Raw genomic sequence first — 20,938 nt, forward strand, 5'->3', positions numbered from 1 at the left:
TACCTGCGGCTGCCGGGTATAATTCGGCATTTGGCATGGCACGAGGCAGGCAGGGATGTTTCTGAGTGAGCTGTATCGGTATCCGGTGAAATCGGGGCAGGCGCAACGCCTGGAGGCTTCACTGGTCGACAATCTGGGTTTGTCGGGTGACCGGCGCTGGCTGGTGGTCGAGCAAGACAACGGACGCTTTCTGACCCAGCGCGCCTGGCCTCAGCTCAGCCAGCTCAAGGCCGGCGAAGGGGAAGCGGGTACGCTGCTGCTGGAGGCGCCGGGGCTGCCAGCTCTGCATGTGGCGGTGCCGCCTGCAGATGATGGCCTGCGCGGGGTGACCATCTGGCGCGACACGCTGCGTGTGCCGGATGCCGGCGATGAAGCAGCAGCCTGGCTGTCGCAAGTGCTCGGCAAGCCAGTGCGACTGGTCCACTGCCCGGAGCATCGGGCGCGATACCTGCCAAGCGGTTATGGCTTGAACAGCGACAGGGCGGCTTTCCCCGATGGGTTTCCGTTACTACTGATTGGCCAGGGTTCGCTGCAAGAGCTGAACCGGCGGATTGGCCGGCCAATGGAGATGCTGCGTTTTCGACCGAACTTGGTGGTGCACGGCGCAGAGCCGTTTGCCGAAGACGGCTGGAAGCGCATTCGTATTGGCGGGCTTGAGTTTCGCGTGCTCAAGCCGAGCGTGCGGTGCATCTTCACCACGCTGGACCCTGAAACCGGAGAGCGCAGCCCGGACCGGGAGCCTTTGACCACCCTCAAGACCTTTCGCGAGCGCGAAGGTGACATCTTGTTCGGGCAGAACCTGGCTGTGGATGGCTGTGGTCGGCTTGAGGTGGGGATGGAGGTCGAAGTACTGGAGTAGTGGTAGCAAGTACTGCCTCTTCGCGAGCTTGCTCGCGAAGAGGCAGCATTGCTTCACATGTCGTCGAAATACCGCTCGTGCCAATCTACCAACGGCTGCGGTGCATTGAGCTTCTGCCCGTAGATCACCGAGTAAGACAGCACGTTCTGCACATACTGACGCGTCTCGTCGAACGGAATCGATTCCACCCACACATCGAAGCTCAGGTGCTTGGCACCCTTGAGCCATTGACGTACGCGCCCGGGGCCGGCGTTATACGCTGCCGACGCCAGCACCCGATTGCCGTTGAACTGGCCGTGTACCTGGCTCAGATAAGCTGCGCCCAGCTGAATGTTCGTGTCCGGGTTGAGCACCTGGCGCGGCGACGCCAGCGGAATGCTGAACTTGCGCGCTGTTTCCTTGGCTGTGGCCGGCATCAACTGCATGAGGCCGCTGGCACCTACACTGGAGCGCGCATCCTCCATGAAAGCGCTTTCCTGGCGTGTGATCGCGAACACCCAGCTTGAGTGCAACCCACGCACCTTGGCTTCGCGTACCAGCGTGTCGCGGTGGGCCATCGGGAAGCGGATATCGAGGTCGTCCCAGTACTTGGCCTGGCTAATGGTGCGAATGGCCGGGAAATACCAGCGCAGGTCATAGGCCAGGCGCGCCTGGGCAACCATTTCGTCGCGGCTGAAGTGGCGGCTAACGTGATACCACTCGCGGCGACCGTCGACGATCTGGCCGCGGGCGTGGAACTCCAGGGCGCGCTGGATGCCGGGAGTATTGCGTACTTTGCTGACCAGTTGCGGGCTCAGTACCAGTGGTCTGTTGTTGAGCTGGTAGGGCGTTTGCGCCCGGTCGGCCGCGAGGAATCCGTAAAAATCCCGTTCGCGCGCCACGTTCTTGTACAGCAACAGGCTTTGCGGGTTGTTTGGCTGGGCCAGTTCCAGGCTGCGCGCTTGCCAGTATTGCCAGCGGCTGCTGCTGGCCAGGTCCTGCGGCAAGCGCTTGGTCAGTTCGTAGGCATCTTCCCAGCGGCCCAGGCGCAGCAGCAGGCGAAGACGCCATTCGCTGACCGTGTTGTCCCGCAGCTCAGGGTCGTAGCGCGTCATCAGGTCAAGAGCGCGTGGGTCATAGCGGCGTGCCAGGGTCAGGCCGATTTCACGAGCGATAGCCACTTTTTCATCGCGGGAGAAGTGCATGCGCTGGGCGTAGTCGTCAAGCAGGGCCATGGCGCGTTCAGGGTCTTGCCGAGCCAGGCGGCGCAGGCCCAGGCTGACGACATCGGACATGGCCTCGTTGACCGGTGTGAAGCGCGACGGCTGGTTGAGCAGTTCTGGCTTTTGCGCGACATCGACCAGCAGGCGGCCTTGCGGGCCAAGCGTGGTCAGCGATTTGACCAGGCTGTTGGCCAGGGAGTAGTTACGCGCCTGGGCTGCCAACTTGGCACGGTTCCAGCGCTTGGCCTCAGTCAGCTGACCTTCGGCGGCCCACATACCGAACAGGGTGTCGCAGGCGGCCGGTTGCGACTTGCCCACGTTCCACAGTTTTTCGGCGCTGGCATAACCTTCGGCGCGCAGGCCATGGCTCAGCTGGTACTGGCCGTTGAGGCAGTCCAGTTCGGTGAAGTTGAGCTTGGGGTCATAGTATTTGACGAAGGTGTTCCACTCGCCGCGTTCGGCCAGCCAGCGCAACCAGCGCAGTTTCATCCAGTTGGCCTGGGGAAGGTCGCCATGTTTGGCCAGGAACGCTTCGATTTCCTGGTTGCTGGCGCTTTTCAGCCGAGCGGTCAGTTCGTCGTAGGCCAAATAGGGCGTCAGCGGATAATCGCGCAGGGCCTGGGCGTAGCGAAGGTAAGGGCCCTTGTCGCCCTTGGCCAATGCACGCTTGGCCTCGTCGTAGTACTGACGTTGCTGAGAGAGGTCTATGGCCTGCGCCGCGCTGGCGGTGGCGGCGGTAAGCAGCAGGCAGGAAGCAATCTGTAACAGGCGGCTGCGCATGATACGTCCGGGCAGTTGAACCATGGGAAAGTGACGGCGGAGCCAGCACTGTTGGAAGCTATTGTTCTAGCTTAGCTGTTTGCCGGCAGCGGGTGAAAGCACTGTGCTTGTATCAAGGCATTAAGTTCGACCGGATGTCGCAATGCCCTGGCAGCGCGGTCAACTTAATGCCGGAACGGGCCAACTCAGGTAGAATGCGCGCCCGCTTTCTGGAGACGAACATGACCCTGCTCAAATTCAGCGATGTGTCCCTCGCATTCGGCGCGATGCCGCTGCTGGACAAAGTGTCCTGGCAGATCGCCCGTGGCGAGCGGGTGTGCATCATCGGCCGCAATGGCACCGGCAAGTCGAGCATGCTGCGCCTGGTCAAGGGCGAGCAGAAGGGCGACGACGGAGAGATCTGGCGCGCACCCGGCTTGAAGATTGGCGAACTGCCACAAGAATTGCCAGTGGCTGACGAGCGGACAGTGTTCGACGTGGTGGCCGCAGGCCTGGACGGCGTAGGCGAACTGCTTGCCCAATTCCACCACCTCAGCCAGAACATCCAGGGCGACGATGACCTGGACAAACTCATGCATGTTCAGCACGAACTGGAAGCCCGTGACGGCTGGCGCCTGCAGCAGGTGGTGGAAAGCACCTTGAGCCGTCTGCAGCTGCCTGCCGACAAAACCCTGGCCGAGCTGTCCGGTGGCTGGCGCCGCCGCGTGCTGCTGGCTCAGGCGCTGGTGTCCGAACCCGACCTGCTGCTGCTCGACGAGCCGACCAACCACCTGGACATCGGTGCCATCGCCTGGCTCGAAGAGGCCCTGCGCGGTTTCAACGGCGCGGTGCTGTTCATTACCCACGACCGTTCCTTCCTGCAGAACCTGGCAACCCGGATCCTCGAACTGGATCGCGGCGGGCTGATCGACTGGAACGGTGACTACGCCAGTTTCCTGGTACACAAGGAAGCTGCGCTGGCCGCCGAAGAGACGGCCAACGCCCTGTTTGACAAGCGTCTTGCCCAGGAAGAAGTGTGGATCCGGCAGGGTATCAAGGCCCGTCGTACCCGTAACGAAGGCCGGGTGCGCGCACTCAAGGCCCTGCGTGTCGAGCGCAGCGAGCGGCGGGATCGTCAGGGCAAGGCGAATATCCAGATCGAGGCCGCAGAGAAATCCGGCAAGCAGGTGATGGTGCTGGAGAATGTCAGCTTCCATCACGCTGGAGGGCCGATGCTGGTCAAGGACTTCTCCATGGTCCTGCAGCGTCAGGACCGCATTGGCCTGCTGGGCGCCAACGGTACCGGCAAGACCACGCTGCTCAAGCTGATGCTCGGTGATCTTGAGCCTACCTCGGGCAAGGTCGAGCGCGGCACCAAACTGGAAGTCGCCTACTTCGATCAGATGCGCCACCAGCTCGATCTGGAAAAAACCGTGATCGATAACCTGGCCGAGGGTCGCGATTTCATTGAAATCGACGGCCAGAACCGTCACGTGCTCAGCTACCTGGGCGATTTCCTGTTCAGCCCCCAGCGTGCCCGCACGCCGGTCAAGGCGCTGTCTGGCGGTGAGCGGGCGCGCCTGCTGCTGGCCAAACTGTTCAGCAAACCGGCCAACCTGCTGGTACTGGACGAACCGACCAACGACCTGGACGTGGAAACCCTCGAGCTGCTTGAAGAGGTGCTGTGCAATTACAAGGGCACCGTGCTGATGGTCAGCCACGACCGGGCCTTCCTCGACAACGTCGTCACCAGCACGCTGGTGTTCGAGGGCGAGGGCAAGGTACGTGAATATGTTGGCGGCTATGAGGACTGGATTCGCCAGGGCGGTTCGCCGAAGCTGTTGGGCGTGACCGAGAGCAAGGGTGGCAAATCCGAGCTCAACAGTGCAGTGGTCGAGAAGCAGGACGAGCAGGTGGCTCCGGCGCCAGCCCCAGTCGCAGCGGATGCCTCGAAGAAGAAGCTCAGCTACAAACTGCAGCGGGAACTGGAGATGCTGCCTGGGCAGATCGATGCGGTCGAGCAGCGTATGGCGGTGGCCCAGGAAGAAGTCAACGCGCCGGGCTTCTATCAGCGGCCGATCGAGGAGACCTCGGCTGTACTGGCGAAGCTGGAGCAGATGCAGGGCGAGCTGGATGCCTTGGTAGAGCGCTGGGCCGAGCTGGAGGGCTAAGCCAGTCCCGGCCTCATCGCCGGCAAGCCGGCTCCTACAGGATCTCTGTGGGAGCCGGCTTGCCGGCGATGAGGCCGGACAGGCTGAGTCATTCTTTCTTCTGCAACCGCACCGCCAGTACATCGCACGGCGCGCCATGCAGCACGTCATTGGCCGTTGAGCCCAGCAGCAATGCCAGGCCATGGCGGCCATGGCTGCCAACCACGATCAGATCGCAGTTCTGCTCCTTGGCCAACTGGTGGATCTCTTGGCGCGGTTGGCCATAGGTCAGGTGAGAATCACCGCGGTTGATCTCGGGGTACTTGTTGAACAGGCGTTCCATGCGCTCCTTGGCCTGATCGAACTGTTGCTGTTGCAGCTGCGACAGGTCCATTGGCACGTCACCGCCAAATGCCATGGCCATGGGTTCGACGATATGCACCAGCGAGACCTTGGCGCCTGTGGGCTCGGCGAGCTTCATGGCACGCTTGATCACCGGGTCGCACTCTTCGGTGAGGTCGACGGCGACCAGAAGATGTTCGTAAGGCATGAGCTGTACTCCTGACAATCGCGATAGTAGAAGTATGGTCGCTTCGGGCGGGTCTTGCGTGAAACCGAGTAACCCGCTCATTTGCAACGCTTTATGGGATCTACAGATATGACGGTATTGCTGGTGGTGTCAATCCTTGCGCTGATTCTCAGCCCGTTTGCCTGGCTGCGCCAGTCGCGCAAACAGGGTGAGCAGATGAGCTTGCGCCTGGAGGCGCGGCGCATGGGGTTGGCCATGCAACTGGCGCCGCAGCAGTGGCCGCACTGGCTGGAAAAAGAGCCCCCCAGCCCCTGCCCGCAGTACCATCGGGCGCGTCGGCGTGGGCATGAAGACAGCTGGTGCTACTGGCAGGTCAGCCCTGGTGTGTGGTGGAACCAATGGCGTGAAGTGTGTGAGGAACCGCGTTTGAATGATGTTTTCTCGCGGCTGCCGGGGACCGTTTACAAGGTCGAAGCCGACAAGCGCATGATCGCGTTGTGCTGGAGCGAGCGGGGTGACAAATCTGTGTTGCAGGATATTGCCTACGCCTTCGAAACCCTAGCCTGACATCGTTCAACGACAAAGCGGCAACTTGGCAGCACCCCATCAGGGGCAGATGCCAGGTTGCCGCTTTGTCGTTTCTGCAGAGCAGAAAAGGCCAGGCAGGCCGGGAAATTCTTTAAGCCAGTCGCAGTGTAGCCAACCTGCAGCGGTGTGCATCGAAAAATGCAGCGGCCTTCTTTTTGTCGTCAATCGCTGACATGAATGATCAGTAATCACTGTCATCATGATTTATACCCAGACGCTAGAAAATGACCGGAAAGTCGCGTTTCCACCGTGCCTGTGAGCATTTGACAACGCCGACCTTTTCGGAGAATGTGTGCATACCCAAATCAAACGGGCGTATGAATTGAGCGTTTGTATGTCACAACGCTCATCCAGAATCCCGACTAGCGCGCTGACGGGTGTGCCTGGGCAAGAGCAGCGAAGCGCTGCTTTTCCACCAGCGATCGGCGTGTACAGTTCAGCTTCCATATCGTGGAGATCAGTTGATGATTTACGAAGGTAAAGCCATCACGGTTAAGGCTCTTGAAAGCGGCATCGTCGAACTGAAGTTCGACCTCAAGGGTGAGTCCGTCAACAAGTTCAATCGCCTGACCCTGGACGAGCTGCGCCAGGCTGTCGAAGCCATCAAGGCCGACGCCTCGGTGAAGGGCGTAATCGTCAGCAGTGGCAAGGACGTGTTCATCGTCGGCGCCGACATCACCGAGTTCGTCGACAACTTCAAGCTGCCCGAGGCCGAACTGGTTGCCGGCAATCTGGAAGCCAACCGCATCTTCAACGCGTTCGAAGACCTCGAAGTGCCGACCGTTGCCGCGATCAACGGCATCGCACTCGGCGGCGGCCTGGAAATGTGCCTGGCCGCCGACTATCGGGTCATGTCCACCTCTGCCAAGATCGGCCTGCCGGAAGTCAAGCTGGGTATCTACCCCGGCTTCGGCGGTACCGTGCGCCTGCCGCGTCTGATCGGCTCGGACAACGCCATCGAGTGGATTGCCGCCGGCAAGGAAAACCGCGCTGAAGACGCCCTGAAAGTTGGCGCCGTCGACGCCGTCGTCGCCCCAGAACTGTTGCAGGCCGGGGCCCTCGACCTGGTCAAGCGCGCCATCAGCGGTGAGCTGGACTACAAGGCCAAGCGCCAGCCCAAGCTGGAAAAGCTCAAGCTCAATGCCATCGAGCAGATGATGGCCTTCGAGACTGCCAAGGGCTTCGTCGCTGGCCAGGCCGGCCCGAACTATCCGGCCCCGGTCGAAGCGATCAAGTCGATCCAGAAGGCCGCCAACTTCGGTCGCGACAAGGCGCTGGAAGTCGAGGCAGCAGGCTTTGCCAAGCTGGCCAAGACTTCGGTTGCCCAAAGCCTGATCGGTCTGTTCCTGAATGATCAGGAGCTCAAGCGCAAAGCCAAGGCCCATGACGAAATCGCTCACGATGTTAAGCAGGCTGCCGTGCTCGGCGCCGGCATCATGGGTGGCGGCATCGCTTACCAGTCGGCGGTCAAGGGCACCCCGATCCTGATGAAGGACATCCGCGAGGAAGCCATCCAGCTGGGCCTGAACGAGGCGTCCAAGCTGCTCGGCAACCGCGTCGAAAAAGGCCGCCTGACTCCGGCGAAGATGGCCGAGGCACTCAATGCCATTCGCCCGACACTGTCCTACGGTGATTTTGCCAACGTCGACATCGTCGTCGAGGCCGTGGTCGAGAACCCGAAGGTCAAGCAGGCAGTGCTGGCTGAAGTGGAAGGCCAGGTGAAAGAGGATGCCATCCTTGCGTCCAACACCTCGACCATCTCCATCAACCTGCTGGCCAAGGCGCTCAAGCGCCCCGAGAACTTCGTCGGCATGCACTTCTTCAACCCGGTGCACATGATGCCGCTGGTCGAAGTCATTCGTGGCGAGAAGTCCAGTGAAGTGGCGGTCGCCACCACCGTGGCCTACGCCAAGAAGATGGGCAAGAACCCGATCGTGGTCAACGACTGCCCGGGCTTCTTGGTCAACCGTGTCCTGTTCCCGTACTTCGGCGGCTTTGCCAAGCTGGTCAGCGCCGGTGTCGACTTCGTGCGCATCGACAAGGTCATGGAGAAGTTCGGCTGGCCGATGGGCCCGGCCTACCTGATGGACGTGGTCGGCATCGACACCGGTCACCACGGCCGCGATGTGATGGCCGAAGGCTTCCCGGACCGCATGAAGGACGAACGCCGCTCGGCCGTCGACGCCCTGTATGAGGCCAATCGCCTGGGCCAGAAGAACGGCAAGGGTTTCTATGCCTACGAAACCGACAAGCGTGGCAAGCCGAAGAAGGTCTTCGACGCCACCGTGCTCGATGTGCTCAAGCCGATCGTCTTCGAGCAGCGTGAAGTCACCGACGAAGACATCATCAACTGGATGATGGTCCCGCTGTGCCTGGAGACCGTGCGCTGCCTGGAAGACGGCATCGTCGAAACCGCTGCTGAAGCGGACATGGGCCTGGTATACGGCATTGGTTTCCCTCCGTTCCGTGGCGGTGCGCTGCGTTACATCGATTCGATCGGTGTGGCCGAATTCGTTGCCCTGGCCGACCAGTACGCCGATCTGGGGCCGCTGTACCACCCGACCGCGAAGCTGCGCGAAATGGCCAAGAATGGCCAGCGCTTCTTCAGCTGAGCAGCCAACGCCTTTGAGAGAGTAGAGCGAGATTATTGATATGAGCCTCAATCCAAGAGACGTGGTGATTGTCGACTTCGGTCGCACCCCGATGGGCCGCTCCAAGGGTGGCATGCACCGCAACACCCGTGCTGAAGACATGTCTGCGCACCTGATCAGCAAGCTGCTGGAGCGCAACGGTAAGGTCGACCCGAAAGAAGTCGAAGACGTGATCTGGGGCTGCGTCAACCAGACCCTGGAGCAGGGCTGGAACATCGCCCGCATGGCGTCGCTGATGACCCAGATCCCGCACACCTCGGCCGCCCAGACCGTAAGCCGCCTGTGCGGTTCATCGATGAGCGCGCTGCACACCGCCGCCCAGGCGATCATGACAGGCAACGGCGACGTGTTCGTGGTCGGTGGCGTCGAGCACATGGGGCACGTCAGCATGATGCATGGCGTGGACCCCAATCCGCACCTGTCCTTGCACGCTGCCAAGGCTTCCGGGATGATGGGCCTGACTGCCGAGATGCTCGGCAAGATGCACGGCATCACCCGTGAGCAGCAGGACCTGTTCGGCCTGCGTTCGCACCAGCTCGCCCACAAGGCGACGGTCGAAGGCAAGTTCAAGGACGAGATCATCCCGATGCAGGGCTATGACGAGAACGGTTTCCTGAAGGTCTTCGACTTCGACGAGACCATTCGCCCGGAAACTACCCTTGAAGGTCTGGCATCGCTCAAGCCTGCGTTCAACCCTAAGGGTGGTACGGTCACAGCCGGTACTTCGTCGCAGATTACCGATGGCGCTTCGTGCATGATTGTCATGTCTGGCCAGCGTGCGATGGACCTAGGTATCCAGCCATTGGCGGTGATCCGCTCCATGGCTGTAGCTGGCGTGGACCCGGCAATCATGGGCTACGGCCCTGTGCCGTCGACCCAGAAAGCCCTGAAGCGCGCCGGGCTGACCATGGCCGATATCGACTTCATCGAGCTCAACGAAGCCTTTGCTGCACAGGCCCTGCCAGTGCTCAAAGATTTGAAAGTGCTCGACAAGATGGATGAGAAGGTTAACCTGCACGGCGGCGCCATTGCCTTGGGCCACCCGTTCGGTTGCTCCGGGGCACGCATTTCCGGCACCCTGCTCAACGTCATGAAGCAAAATGGCGGTACGTTGGGCGTGGCCACCATGTGCGTCGGCCTCGGTCAGGGCATCACCACTGTCTTCGAACGCGTCTGATCGCGTAGCGGGACAGCAGCCGGGGCCTTGTGCCCCGGCTTTTGTTTTTTTACAGAATTTGTTTCAAGAGGGAAGGCGACATGCAGATACAACCAGGCGTATACCGGCATTACAAAGGGCCTGAGTACCGTGTCTTCAGTGTCGCACGGCACTCCGAAAGCGAAGAGTGGATGGTTTTCTACCAATGCCTGTATGGTGACTACAGCTTCTGGGTACGACCACTTTCGATGTTCCAGGAGTCAGTCGAGGTTGACGGCGAGCAGGTGCCACGCTTTGCTTTGGTCAAGGCCGAAGAAGGGTTGCCTGAGCTGCTTGGCAAGGCGTACGAGTGAACGACCGCGCTTGACCTCACTCTATTGCCACTATATATAGCGGTGCCGCGTCCGGCACCTGACGCGTTTTTCATCTTCAGATTCAGGAATACTCCGATCCATGGGCAAATCGCTGGTCATTGTGGAATCCCCGGCCAAGGCCAAGACCATCAACAAGTACCTGGGCAACCAGTACGTGGTGAAGTCGAGTATCGGCCACATCCGTGACCTCCCCACCAGCGGTTCGGCCAGCGCCAGCAAAGAGCCGGCCGCCAAGCGTGGCAAGGCTGCGGGTGAGGCTCCGGCCCTGTCGCCGAAAGAGAAGGCCCGTCGCCAGCTGGTGGCGCGCATGGGCGTCGACCCCGAGCACGGCTGGAAGGCCAAGTACGAGATCCTGCCCGGCAAGGAAAAGGTGATCGAAGAGTTGCGCCGCCTGGCCAAGGATGCTGACACCATCTATCTCGCAACCGACTTGGACCGCGAAGGGGAAGCCATCGCCTGGCACCTGCGCGAGGCCATCGGTGGCGACGACGCCCGCTACAAGCGCGTGGTGTTCAACGAAATCACCAAAAAGGCCATCCAGGATGCGTTCTCGCAGCCCGGTGAGCTGGATATCGACCGTGTCAATGCCCAGCAGGCGCGTCGCTTCCTGGACCGCGTGGTGGGCTACATGGTCTCGCCACTGCTGTGGGCCAAGATCGCCCGTGGCCTGTCTGCGGGGCGTGTCCAGTCGGTGGCCGTGAAGCTGGTTGTCGAGCGTGAGCGCGAGATCCGTGCCTTCATCCCGGAAGAGTACTGGGAAGTGCACGCCGACCTTGGCACCGCCAAGGACGCCAAGGTGCGTTTCGAGGTAACCCGCGAGAAGGGCGAGGCGTTCAAGCCGCTGAACGAAGCTCAAGCCATGGCTGCGCTGAGCAAACTCAAGGCGTCCAGCTACAGTGTGGTCAAGCGTGAAGACCGCCCGACCAGCAGCAAGCCGTCGGCACCGTTCATCACGTCCACCCTGCAACAGGCTGCAAGCAACCGCCTGGGCTTCGGGGTGAAGAAGACCATGATGATGGCTCAGCGGCTATACGAAGCGGGCTACATCACCTACATGCGTACCGACTCGACCAATCTGTCGGTGGACGCGCTGGACATGGCGCGCAGCTACATCGAGCGTGAGTTCGGCAAGCAGTACCTGCCTGAGGCACCGCTGGTGTACGGCAGCAAAGAAGGCGCTCAGGAGGCCCACGAAGCGATTCGTCCTTCCGACGTCAATACGCACCCAACCAAGCTCAGCGGCATGGAGCGTGACGCCGAGCGCTTGTATGAGCTGATCTGGCGCCAGTTCCTCGCCTGCCAGATGCCGCCTGCCCAGTACCTGTCCACCAGTGTGACCGTGGCTGCCGGTGACTTCGAGTTGCGCGCCAAAGGCCGCATCCTCAAGTTCGACGGTTACACCCGTGTGCTGCCTCAGCAGAGCAAGCCGGGCGAAGATGATGTGTTGCCGGAAATGGTCCAGGGTGAAGCGCTCAAGCTGATCCAGATCGACCCGAGCCAGCACTTCACCAAGCCGCCTGCGCGCTTTACTGAAGCGAGCCTGGTCAAGGAAATGGAAAAGCGCGGTATTGGTCGACCGTCGACCTACGCGGCTATCATTTCCACCATCCAGGACCGCGGCTACGTAACACTGCACAATCGTCGCTTCTACTCCGAGAAGATGGGCGACATCGTCACCGAGCGCTTGTCGGAAAGCTTCGCCAACCTCATGGACTACGGTTTCACCGCCGGCATGGAGGAAAACCTCGATGATGTGGCGCAGGGTGAGCGCGACTGGAAGAACGTGCTGGACGAGTTCTACGGCGACTTCAGCAAGAAACTGCTGACGGCCGAATCAGCCGAAGACGGCATGCGTGCCAACCAGCCGACCATGACCAACATCCCATGCAAGGAATGCGGCCGGCCGATGATGATTCGGACTGCTTCTACTGGCGTGTTCCTGGGATGCTCGGGTTACAGTCTGCCGCCTAAAGAGCGCTGCAAGGCCACCGTCAACCTGGTGCCGGGCGATGAAATTGCTGCTGACGACGAAGGTGAATCGGAGTCGCGCGTGCTATTGGGCAAGCACCGCTGCCCGATCTGCGCCACGGCCATGGATGCCTACCTGCTCGACGAGAAGCACAAGCTGCATATCTGCGGTAACAACCCCGATTGCGTTGGCTACGAGATCGAAGAGGGCAGTTACCGCATCAAGGGTTACGAAGGGCCGAGCCTGGAGTGTGACAAGTGCGGTAGCGAGATGCAGCTCAAGACCGGCCGGTTCGGCAAGTTCTTCGGTTGCACCAACCCGGCGTGCAAGAACACCCGCAAGCTGCTCAAGAGCGGCGAGGCGGCGCCACCGAAGATGGACAAGGTGGACATGCCAGAGCTCAAGTGCGAGAAGGTCGACGACACCTATGTGCTGCGTGACGGTGCTTCTGGGCTGTTCCTGGCAGCCAGCCAGTTCCCCAAGAATCGCGAGACCCGTGCGCCGCTGGTGCTGGAGATCGTGCCGCACAAGCATGATATCGACCCCAAGTACCACTTCCTGTGCGATGCGCCGCAGAAAGACCCGGAGGGTCGCCCGGCAGTGATCCGCTACAGCCGTAAGACCAAAGAGCAATACGTGCAGTCCGAGGTCGATGGCAAACCTACCGGGTGGAAGGCGTTCTACGACGGTAATGCCTGGAAGGTTGAAGACAAGCGGTGATTGTTTCGGTGATGTGATTGGGGCCGCTTAGCGGCCCCATTTCATTGGTGACAAGTACACACCCGATCCTTGAAACTGCAGGTATTCGCCTTTCAGCCTTAGGGAGGTCACTCGAGATGGCCCAAGAACTCTACACCCGCACCAACCAAAAGCTCTTCTTCGCCGGCCTTGCCCTTGAGTCCATGGCCAAGGCTGTCGACAGCCAGGCCATGAATGCACAAGGCCTGGTGCAGGCCGAGCGCGAATCTGCGCTATTCCACCTGTATGGCGCGCTACTGGGCTTGTGTCACGAGATTGGTGGTTTCTACCGCCTGCCTGCAGCGCCCAGCGTCGAGCAATTGCTCGCCGATGACGCCCTGAATGACATTGCCATTCCCGAGGTGGCTGAGTTGCTGGAACTGGCCAGGCAGCGGGAAACCTGGCTGGCGCAATTGCTCACCGCTTATGCCGATTTGTTCCGACCACCGGTCGCGAAAAAAACGGCAAAAGCCGATGTCACTCAGCCACTCATCCAGGCCGTCAATCTCGACGAACCCGAGCAGGTTGCGCTGTCGCGTGAAGAGCTGGAAACCTGGCGCAACAACCTCAAAGGCCTGGTGAGACGATTCCGTGATGCGTTGAGTGAGTGCTGATACTCGCCTTGGCTGGTACAATAGTGGCCTTTCGCGGAGAACAGCCCTTTATGTCTACGTCTTTTCTGGAAATTGTCGAGTTGCCTGATGGCCGAATCGAACTGCGTCGTGCCGAGGACGAAGGCTCCCTGGTAACCCTGGATTTCTCGGAAGACGCCAAGGTATTCCTGCAGGGGCAACACGTTGAAGTAGCCAAGGCCATGCTGAGCGTGGGCGTGCAGATGGCGGGGCGCCTCATGGATGGCGAACTCGAACGCGACGAAGGGCCGCGCGTACTGCACTGACACCCAGGTTGTTTCGGGTTACAGGCAAAGCCTGAACATCAGCCGAGGCGGATGTTCAGGCTTTGTGCGTTTCCGGCACTGGCTGCACGCAACAGTTGCTGTCGCGCGGTGGCATTTACGCTACCAAGCCAGCTGACAACGGTATGGCTACGGCCAAGGCGCAGCGCGTCACATGCCAATTGCAGTGCGCTCTGATTGCCGCGTGGCTGCAGCAGCAGAATGCGCTCGCGGTTGAGGCCGGCATCGCGCAACCATGCCTGGGTCAGGCTGCCCGGTGGTGCAATAAGCGTCAGCCAGCGGGCCTCTTGTTCTTCGCTCAGTTCGCGTAGCACCGGTGCCAGCAAGGTCTGGCAATGTTCGGGTGCGCCACGCAGGGACAGTTCACTGAACAGGTCCGGTTCGCTGTTCTTGCGCGCCTGCTCGCTGGCCTTCAGGCCTGGCAGTACCGGTTGGGCGAGGAAGGCTTCGAACAATGGAAGCTGTACCTGCTGTTGTGCTTGGACGAACTGTTGCATGACGCCTCCTGGTTTAGCGGCGAATAACGCCGACACTCAAACCTTCGATCACCATTTCCTGCTCTTTCAGGTCGACTTCGATGGGGGCGAAATCGGGGTTTTCGGCGATCAGCCAGACCTTGCTGCCTTCGCGTTTGAAACGTTTGACGGTTACTTCGTCGCCGATACGGGCGACGACGATTTGCCCGTTACGGGCCTCGCGGCAGGTATGCACAGCCAGCAGGTCGCCGTCGAAGATGCCGACGTCCTTCATGCTCATGCCGTGTACGCGCAGAAGGTAGTCGGCGCGCGGGTGGAAGAAGGATGGATTGATGTTGCAAGATTGTTCGATGTGCTGCTCGGCAAGGATCGGTGCGCCGGCTGCGACCCGGCCGATGATCGGCAGGCCGTTTTCTTCGGCCTTGGCTTCGAAACCGGGGATGCGGATCCCGCGGGATGCACCTGGGGTCATCTCGATCGCGCCTTTGCGCGCGAGGGCCTTGAGGTGCTCCTCGGCGGCGTTGGGCGACTTGAAGCCCAGCTCCTGAGCGATCTCCGCGCGCGTCGGCGGGAAACCGTTGTCTTCAAGGCAACGTTTGATGAAGGCCAGGATTTCGGCTTGGCGGGGCGTCAATTTCAACATGGCGGGCGCTCTGTCTTTTTATACAGTGACTGGGATTATATACAGTACTGGGTGAGCTGCAAGCGCCACGCGACAAGAAAAAGCGGCGCGCCACCCCTCTTGCAGCTTGCAGCTTGCGGCTCGGGGCTTTCTAATGGCGACCGCACAGTCACCGAGCCTTGACATCCTCAGGTCTGAAACGTATGTTTCAAACACCTGTTTGTCTGTCTGGCGGAGTAGTCATGGCCCAATCGGAAACCGTTGAACGCATTCTCGATGCTGCCGAGCAGCTGTTCGCGGAAAGGGGGTTCGCGGAAACCTCGTTGCGGCTGATTACCAGCAAGGCCGGGGTCAACCTGGCGGCGGTCAATTACCATTTCGGGTCCAAGAAGGCGCTGATCCAGGCGGTCTTTTCCCGTTTCCTCGGGCCGTTCTGCGCCAGCCTCGAACGTGAACTGGAGCGTCGTCAAGGTAAGCCTGAACAAAAGCCCAGCCTCGAAGAACTGCTGGAAATGCTCGTGGAACAGGCACTGGTGGTGCAGCCGCGCAGCAACAACGACCTGTCGATCTTCATGCGCCTGCTGGGCCTGGCCTTCAGCCAGAGCCAAGGGCACCTGCGGCGCTACCTGGAAGACATGTATGGCAAGGTGTTCCGCCGCTATATGTTGCTGGTCAATGAGGCCGCACCACGCATTCCTCCGCTCGAACTGTTCTGGCGCGTGCACTTCATGCTCGGTGCTGCGGCGTTCAGCATGTCCGGCATCAAGGCGTTGCGCGCCATTGCCGAAACCGACTTTGGTATAAACACCTCCATAGAGCAGGTCATGCGCCTGATGGTACCGTTCCTGGCCGCTGGCATGCGCGCCGACAGCGGTGTCACCGACGAGGCGATGGCCGCAGCACAGTTGCGCCCGCGCAGTAAAACCGGTAGCACCACCGCCAAGGCCTGAAGGCTGGGCGGGGCAGGGCGCTTGGGCTAAGCTAGCGCCCATGTCCGACCTAGATCTTCTGCACATCTCCCTCGCTGACCAGCGCCTCTATGGCTTTGCCAATGGGCAGTTGTGCCTGCGCCTGGCGGTGTCGACCGCACGCAATGGGGCCGGTGAGCGCAATGGCTCCGGCTGCACGCCGCGCGGCCTGCACCAGGTGCGAGCGAGGATTGGGGCGGGCTTGCCGCTCAATGCCGTGCTGCGTGGGCGGCGCTGGACCGGTGAGGTCTGGTCGCCGGCGTTGCACGCACAGTACCCCGGGCGTGACTGGGTCCTTACCCGCATCCTCTGGCTCAGCGGTTGCGAGGCCGGAGTCAATCGTCTTGGCGCCGTGGATACGTTCCGCCGCTATATCTATCTGCATGGCACGCCCGACACGGAACCCTTGGGCATACCGCTGTCCCATGGCTGCATTCGCCTGCGCAACACCGATCTGCTTGGCCTGTTCGAGCGCGTACCGGCGCATTGCCCGGTGCGTATCGAGGAGGCCGCATGCCCCCAGTGGGCTTCTTTAAGTCTGTAATGAAGGATTGCCTATGACCGTCAGCCTGCAAGGCTCCCTGATGGTGGATATCGCCGGTAAATGGCTGACCGCCGAAGACCGCCAACTCCTGCGCCAGCCGGAAGTGGCTGGCCTGATCATCTTTGCCCGCAACATCGACAGCCCGCGCCAGGTGCGTGAACTGTGCGCGTCCATCCGCGCCATTCGTCCCGATCTGATTCTGGCCGTCGACCAGGAAGGTGGGCGTGTGCAGCGTTTGCGTCAAGGCTTCGTGCGCCTGCCAGCCATGCGCGCGATCGCCGATAACGCCAATGCCGAGTACCTCGCCGAGCAGTGCGGTTGGTTGATGGCCACTGAAGTGCTGGCGGTTGGCCTGGACCTCAGCTTCGCCCCTGTGCTCGACCTGGATCACCAGCGTAGCGCTGTGGTCGGCAGCCGCGCGTTTGAAGGCGACCCGCAACGTGCCGCGCAGCTTGCTGGCGCCTTCATCCGCGGGATGAACGCAGCGGGTATGGCTGCCTGTGGCAAGCATTTCCCCGGGCATGGTTGGGCGGAGGCGGACTCCCACGTGGCCATTCCGACGGACGAGCGCAGCCTTGAGCAACTGCGCCAGGCAGATCTGGTACCGTTCACCCGTCTCAGCGGGCAGCTGGCGGCAGTCATGCCGGCGCATGTCATCTATCCGCAGGTAGACAATCAGCCGGCCGGGTTCTCGCGTCGTTGGTTGCAGGACATTCTGCGTGGCGAACTGGGCTTTGACGGGGTGATCTTCAGTGACGACCTGTCGATGGCTGGTGCGCATGTGGTTGGCGATGCGGCCAATCGGATCGAGGCAGCGCTGAGTGCGGGTTGTGACATGGGCCTGGTGTGCAATGACCGGGCGGCCGCAGAGCTGGCTTTGAGCGCGGCGCAGCGGCTGAAGGTCAAGCCATCGCCGCGGATTGCACGCATGCGCGGGCAGGGGTTTGCGCGGACCGATTATCGCCAGCAGCCGCGTTGGCTGGAGGCGCTGGGGGCGTTGCGCGAGGCGCAGTTGGTCGATTGACTGTGCCGGCCCCACAGGTATCTCGCTGCTGTTTAAGGCGGTGAAAGTCCTGTGGGGCTTGTCCGCGAAATAGCCGGGACTGACTGCTAGCGCCCCCGCTTTCCAGGCAGCGGGGCAAACAATGCCTCGATTTCCTCATCCCCCAGTCGCCACTGCCCAGCTTCTGCCCCATCGAGCAGGCTTGCTGCCAGCGCTGCTTTTTCCTGCTGCAGCTGCTGTATCTTCTCTTCAACTGTGCCGCGCGTGATCAGCTTGAACACGAATACCGGCTTGTCCTGGCCGATGCGGTATGCGCGGTCGGTGGCCTGGTTCTCGCTGGCCGGGTTCCACCATGGGTCGAAGTGAATCACGGTGTCGGCAGCCGTCAGGTTCAGCCCCACGCCGCCGGCCTTGAGGCTGATCAGGAACACTTCGCTGTCGCCCTGCTGGAACTGCTGCACCGGTGTGCGTCGGTCACGGGTGTCACCAGTGAGCAGGCTGTAGCGGATCTTGCGCTTTTCCAGCTCTTGTTCGATCAGTGCCAGCATCGAGGTGAACTGCGAGAACAGCAGCACACGGCGCCCTTCGCTCAGCAGTTCTTCGAGCATGTCCAGCAGCGCGCCGAGCTTGCCCTTGTCAGCCTGATTGCCCTTGATCTCGACCCCTTTGACCAGGCGTAAATCGCAACATACCTGGCGCAGCTTGAGCAGGGCATCGAGGATCACGATCTGGCTGCGTGCCGCGCCATTGCGGGCGATTTCCTCGCGCACTTTCTTGTCCATCGCCACGCGCACGGCCTCGTAGGTATCACGCTGGGCGTCGCTGAGCTCGACCCAGTGGACCATTTCGGTCTTGGGCGGCAGTTCGGTTGCCACTTGCTCCTTGGTCCGGCGCAGCAGGAACGGGCGGATGCGGTGGACCAGGTGCGACAGGCGTTCGGCGTCGCCGTGGCGCTCGATCGGCGTACGGTAATCCTGGTTGAAGCGTTTCACCTCGCCCAGCCAGCCTGGCATGAGGAAGTGGAAGATCGACCATAGCTCGCCCAGGTTGTTTTCCATTGGTGTGCCGGTCAGGCATAGGCGCTGGTTGGCCTGCAGCTCGCAGACAGCCTGGGCGGCCTTGCTGGTGCTGCTCTTGATGTTCTGCGCCTCGTCAAGCACCAGCACGCTCCACTGCTGGGCGCGCAGGTGCTCGAGGTCGCGCGGCACCAGGGCGTAGGTGGTCAGTACCAGGTCGTATTCGTGCAGCTTGGCGAAATGCTTGCTGCGGCCGGGGCCGTGCAGGGCCAGGACGCGCAGGTCGGGGGCGAAGCGTTGGGCTTCGTCGAGCCAGTTGGGCACCAGGCTGGTCGGCATCACTGCCAGGGCGGGGTGGGCGAGGCGCCCGTTCTGCTTTTCCAGCAGCAGGTGGGCCAGGGCCTGCAAGGTCTTGCCCAGGCCCATGTCGTCGCCAAGGATGCCGCCGGTGCCCATTTCGCGCAGTGCCTGCAACCAGTTCAGGCCCTGCTGCTGATAGGGGCGCAGGGTGGCGTTGAGCGCTGCGGGTGGCGCGACCTGCAGGTCGCGTGCATCGCGCAGTCGCCGGCCCAGGTCGCGCACATGGGCGCCACCTTCCCAGTGCAGGGGCAAATGTTCGATGTCGTTAAGACGTGCCGCGTCGGCGCGGTCCATGCGCAGGGTGGGGCCGACGTTGTCCTCGTGCAGGTACAGTTCACCGAGGGTGCCCATGACCGACTTGATTCGCCCGTAGGGCAGGGCGACGCGCAGCGCAGGGGCGTCCAGCCGGCCGCGGTTGAGGTCTATCAGCAGGTGTTCATCGTCGCTACGCCGGGCCAGCTCGCTGGGGCGCAGCAGCTCGGGGTTGCTGCGCAGCAGCTGCAGCACGATTGGCAGCAGGCTGTGGCGCTGGCCTTCGACGACGATGCCCAGCTCCAGGTCGAACCATTCGTGTCCTGGCGCTTCGTCGATGCTGGCGTACCAGTCATCCACCTCATGCAGGTTGAAGGCGAAGTCGCGGTGGATGTCGACTTCCCAGCCTGCCTTGCGCAGGCGCGGCAGGCCGTCGCGGGCGAAGCGCAGCCAGGCTTCGTCGTCGGGCAACTGAAGCATTTCTCCCGCGCTGTCTGGCAGTGCCTTGCTCTGCCGGGTGGCGGGTTTGAAGCCCAGTTCGCGCAGTGCCTTGCGCAGTGCCTGCTCGACCTGGGGCTGGCGGCGGATGCGTTGGCTGATGGTATCCACCAGTCGGGTCAATGGCTTGTCGTCGCTGCCACTGGCGCGTAGCCCATCGTAGTCGAACGATAGGGCGGCGCGGTGTTGCATCTGGCGCTGCATGCGCCCGGTCTTGGGCATATAGGCGCTGAATTCAAGGCTGCCAAGGGTCAGCCGGCCCTTGGGCTGGATGTTATCGATCTGCTCGGTGATCACGGCGGTGGGGGTAGGGACTTGCCGGTTCAAGGCGTTCAGTCGATGGCTCAAAGGTACTACCAGGTGTTCAGGTACGGTTGGTGCGCGTGCGAGCTGGCTGGCGATGAAGGGGTCGAGATCATGCTGCAGCTCGCCGGTCTGATGCGAATGCCGATCGATGTAGTGCAGCGGCTCGATGGGCAGTACCTGCAGCGGCAGGTGCTGGTCATGGTGCCAGGCGCCCCTGTAGCTGCCGTTGTCCAATCTGACCCAGCGGAACTCGGCATGCAGTTGCGGCCCGGCATGCAAAGGCGTGGGGTCGTCTTCATACAGCAGGCGCCCGGTTGCCAAGGCGTAGCTCAAAAGCTCCGCACCTTGCTTGCCTTCCAGTTCAGCCACGGGCGTGAGCGTTTTGCTGCGGGCGTCGATCAGGCGCAACAGCCGAGCGTCGTCCTCCGTGACGTAACGGGGGGTGTAGTAGATCATCTCGGGCATTGAGGTGATGCGAACGACTTTCAGCGTACCGTCAGGTTGTAGCGTGCCCTTGATCGGCTCGAGATGAAAATGTTCGCTATCCCTGTGAATGCGATAGTAGATGGCGGGACCTTTGCGTGCCGGTTCCTTTGTGGCTGCGATCGGCGATGGCGATTCGAGCCCTTGCACCCACTGGTTCAGGTCGGGCGGTAACGACAGTGCGGCTTGCCCCTGAGTTGCGCCTGCCTCAAGGTCTCTGTCTTCGAGCTCCAGTTGCAGCAACGCGGCGACGCAGTGCTTGCAATTCAATCCTACCGGGCAGGAGCAGCTCCCAAAGACGCGCAGGTCACCGTAATTCAACACCAGCTTGATATCCTGATGGTAAATCTGGCCCGCCGAGCCCCTGCACATCGCCTCGATGGAATGGCCCTGCAGCGAGAGGATGCGCGTTCGTTCCTGCGCTGCATATTTCCGGCCGCGGGCCAGTGCGCCAGCGTCGATAAAATCGACCCAATCGGGATGGGCTCTGAGCAGTTGCCGTGCGTCGCCCTCAGTCAC

The 20,938-nt window shown here is 61.6% G+C and carries 17 protein-coding genes; 12 read left to right on the plus strand and 5 right to left on the minus strand.

All coding sequences use genetic code 11. The features are described 5' to 3' along the window. Window positions 1-55 precede the first annotated feature (55 nt). A complete protein-coding gene (locus JET17_RS08405; protein WP_012313554.1) occupies window positions 56-859 on the plus strand; it encodes an MOSC domain-containing protein in 804 nt (267 codons plus the stop codon). A 53-nt stretch (window positions 860-912) separates the two neighbouring features. On the opposite strand, the gene JET17_RS08410 is transcribed toward JET17_RS08405, so the two are convergent. Next, the gene (locus JET17_RS08410; protein WP_012313555.1) at window positions 913-2,841 is read right to left on the minus strand and encodes a transglycosylase SLT domain-containing protein; all 1,929 of its coding nucleotides are present in this window, start codon (window positions 2,839-2,841) and stop codon (window positions 913-915) included. 221 nt (window positions 2,842-3,062) lie between these two features. Between JET17_RS08410 and JET17_RS08415 the strand changes: the two genes are divergently transcribed. After that, the gene (locus tag JET17_RS08415) at window positions 3,063-4,991 is read left to right on the plus strand and encodes an ATP-binding cassette domain-containing protein (RefSeq protein ID WP_012313556.1); all 1,929 of its coding nucleotides are present in this window, start codon (window positions 3,063-3,065) and stop codon (window positions 4,989-4,991) included. 88 nt (window positions 4,992-5,079) lie between these two features. Here JET17_RS08415 and JET17_RS08420 read toward each other — a convergent pair whose 3' ends face one another. After that, on the minus strand, window positions 5,080-5,520 hold the full coding sequence (locus JET17_RS08420) for a universal stress protein (RefSeq protein WP_012313557.1): 441 nt from the start codon (window positions 5,518-5,520) through the stop codon (window positions 5,080-5,082). Between the two features lie 108 nt (window positions 5,521-5,628). Between JET17_RS08420 and JET17_RS08425 the strand changes: the two genes are divergently transcribed. The 7 genes from JET17_RS08425 to JET17_RS08455 all read left to right on the plus strand — a co-directional run bounded on the left by JET17_RS08425 (window position 5,629) and on the right by JET17_RS08455 (window position 13,873). Then, the gene (locus JET17_RS08425; protein WP_012313558.1) at window positions 5,629-6,066 is read left to right on the plus strand and encodes a hypothetical protein; all 438 of its coding nucleotides are present in this window, start codon (window positions 5,629-5,631) and stop codon (window positions 6,064-6,066) included. Window positions 6,067-6,551: 485 nt separating this feature from the next. Further along, the gene (gene fadB, locus JET17_RS08430; RefSeq protein WP_012313559.1) at window positions 6,552-8,699 is read left to right on the plus strand and encodes a fatty acid oxidation complex subunit alpha FadB; all 2,148 of its coding nucleotides are present in this window, start codon (window positions 6,552-6,554) and stop codon (window positions 8,697-8,699) included. A 40-nt stretch (window positions 8,700-8,739) separates the two neighbouring features. Beyond that, on the plus strand, window positions 8,740-9,915 hold the full coding sequence (fadA, locus tag JET17_RS08435) for an acetyl-CoA C-acyltransferase FadA (protein WP_003248768.1): 1,176 nt from the start codon (window positions 8,740-8,742) through the stop codon (window positions 9,913-9,915). A gap of 80 nt (window positions 9,916-9,995) precedes the next feature. Next, the gene (locus tag JET17_RS08440) at window positions 9,996-10,247 is read left to right on the plus strand and encodes a DUF1653 domain-containing protein (protein ID WP_012313560.1); all 252 of its coding nucleotides are present in this window, start codon (window positions 9,996-9,998) and stop codon (window positions 10,245-10,247) included. A gap of 100 nt (window positions 10,248-10,347) precedes the next feature. Next, window positions 10,348-12,957 (plus strand): type I DNA topoisomerase, encoded by a 2,610-nt coding sequence (gene topA, locus JET17_RS08445; RefSeq protein WP_012313561.1) that lies wholly within the window; start codon window positions 10,348-10,350, stop codon window positions 12,955-12,957. A 116-nt stretch (window positions 12,958-13,073) separates the two neighbouring features. Then, on the plus strand, window positions 13,074-13,589 hold the full coding sequence (locus tag JET17_RS08450; RefSeq protein WP_012313562.1) for a DUF6586 family protein: 516 nt from the start codon (window positions 13,074-13,076) through the stop codon (window positions 13,587-13,589). Window positions 13,590-13,639: 50 nt separating this feature from the next. Then, a complete protein-coding gene (locus JET17_RS08455; RefSeq protein WP_003248777.1) occupies window positions 13,640-13,873 on the plus strand; it encodes a hypothetical protein in 234 nt (77 codons plus the stop codon). 38 nt (window positions 13,874-13,911) lie between these two features. On the opposite strand, the gene sulA is transcribed toward JET17_RS08455, so the two are convergent. Then, on the minus strand, window positions 13,912-14,388 hold the full coding sequence (gene sulA, locus JET17_RS08460) for an SOS-induced cell division inhibitor SulA (RefSeq protein WP_012313563.1): 477 nt from the start codon (window positions 14,386-14,388) through the stop codon (window positions 13,912-13,914). 13 nt (window positions 14,389-14,401) lie between these two features. Next, on the minus strand, window positions 14,402-15,010 hold the full coding sequence (gene lexA / locus JET17_RS08465; RefSeq protein WP_012313564.1) for a transcriptional repressor LexA: 609 nt from the start codon (window positions 15,008-15,010) through the stop codon (window positions 14,402-14,404). Window positions 15,011-15,231: 221 nt separating this feature from the next. Here lexA and JET17_RS08470 point away from each other — a divergent pair, with 221 nt between their 5' ends. Genes JET17_RS08470 through nagZ form a run of 3 tightly spaced genes read left to right on the plus strand, consistent with a single transcriptional unit; the run spans window position 15,232 to window position 17,525 of the window. Then, a complete protein-coding gene (locus JET17_RS08470; protein ID WP_012313565.1) occupies window positions 15,232-15,939 on the plus strand; it encodes a TetR/AcrR family transcriptional regulator in 708 nt (235 codons plus the stop codon). 40 nt (window positions 15,940-15,979) lie between these two features. Further along, entirely contained in the window at window positions 15,980-16,501 is a 522-nt protein-coding gene (locus JET17_RS08475; protein WP_012313566.1) for a L,D-transpeptidase, read from the plus strand. Between the two features lie 25 nt (window positions 16,502-16,526). Then, window positions 16,527-17,525: a beta-N-acetylhexosaminidase gene (gene nagZ / locus JET17_RS08480; RefSeq protein ID WP_190273334.1), complete on the plus strand. Its 999-nt coding sequence runs from the start codon at window positions 16,527-16,529 to the stop codon at window positions 17,523-17,525. Window positions 17,526-17,611: 86 nt separating this feature from the next. Here nagZ and JET17_RS08485 read toward each other — a convergent pair whose 3' ends face one another. Next, entirely contained in the window at window positions 17,612-20,938 is a 3,327-nt protein-coding gene (locus JET17_RS08485) for a DEAD/DEAH box helicase (RefSeq protein WP_012313568.1), read from the minus strand.

It is taken from the genome of Pseudomonas putida, assembly GCF_016406145.1.
GTDB lineage: Bacteria > Pseudomonadota > Gammaproteobacteria > Pseudomonadales > Pseudomonadaceae > Aquipseudomonas > Aquipseudomonas putida_E.

Excerpts from the sequence above, each read along its gene's own strand:
- JET17_RS08405 (WP_012313554.1), top strand. The coding sequence starts at position 56 with ATGTTTCTGAGTGAGCTGTATCGGTATCCGGTGAAATCGGGGCAGGCG.
- JET17_RS08410 (WP_012313555.1), bottom strand. The coding sequence starts at position 2,841 with ATGCGCAGCCGCCTGTTACAGATTGCTTCCTGCCTGCTGCTTACCGCC.
- JET17_RS08415 (WP_012313556.1), top strand. The coding sequence starts at position 3,063 with ATGACCCTGCTCAAATTCAGCGATGTGTCCCTCGCATTCGGCGCGATG.
- JET17_RS08420 (WP_012313557.1), bottom strand. The coding sequence starts at position 5,520 with ATGCCTTACGAACATCTTCTGGTCGCCGTCGACCTCACCGAAGAGTGC.
- JET17_RS08425 (WP_012313558.1), top strand. The coding sequence starts at position 5,629 with ATGACGGTATTGCTGGTGGTGTCAATCCTTGCGCTGATTCTCAGCCCG.
- fadB (WP_012313559.1), top strand. The coding sequence starts at position 6,552 with ATGATTTACGAAGGTAAAGCCATCACGGTTAAGGCTCTTGAAAGCGGC.
- fadA (WP_003248768.1), top strand. The coding sequence starts at position 8,740 with ATGAGCCTCAATCCAAGAGACGTGGTGATTGTCGACTTCGGTCGCACC.
- JET17_RS08440 (WP_012313560.1), top strand. The coding sequence starts at position 9,996 with ATGCAGATACAACCAGGCGTATACCGGCATTACAAAGGGCCTGAGTAC.
- topA (WP_012313561.1), top strand. The coding sequence starts at position 10,348 with ATGGGCAAATCGCTGGTCATTGTGGAATCCCCGGCCAAGGCCAAGACC.
- JET17_RS08450 (WP_012313562.1), top strand. The coding sequence starts at position 13,074 with ATGGCCCAAGAACTCTACACCCGCACCAACCAAAAGCTCTTCTTCGCC.
- JET17_RS08455 (WP_003248777.1), top strand. The coding sequence starts at position 13,640 with ATGTCTACGTCTTTTCTGGAAATTGTCGAGTTGCCTGATGGCCGAATC.
- sulA (WP_012313563.1), bottom strand. The coding sequence starts at position 14,388 with ATGCAACAGTTCGTCCAAGCACAACAGCAGGTACAGCTTCCATTGTTC.
- lexA (WP_012313564.1), bottom strand. The coding sequence starts at position 15,010 with ATGTTGAAATTGACGCCCCGCCAAGCCGAAATCCTGGCCTTCATCAAA.
- JET17_RS08470 (WP_012313565.1), top strand. The coding sequence starts at position 15,232 with ATGGCCCAATCGGAAACCGTTGAACGCATTCTCGATGCTGCCGAGCAG.
- JET17_RS08475 (WP_012313566.1), top strand. The coding sequence starts at position 15,980 with ATGTCCGACCTAGATCTTCTGCACATCTCCCTCGCTGACCAGCGCCTC.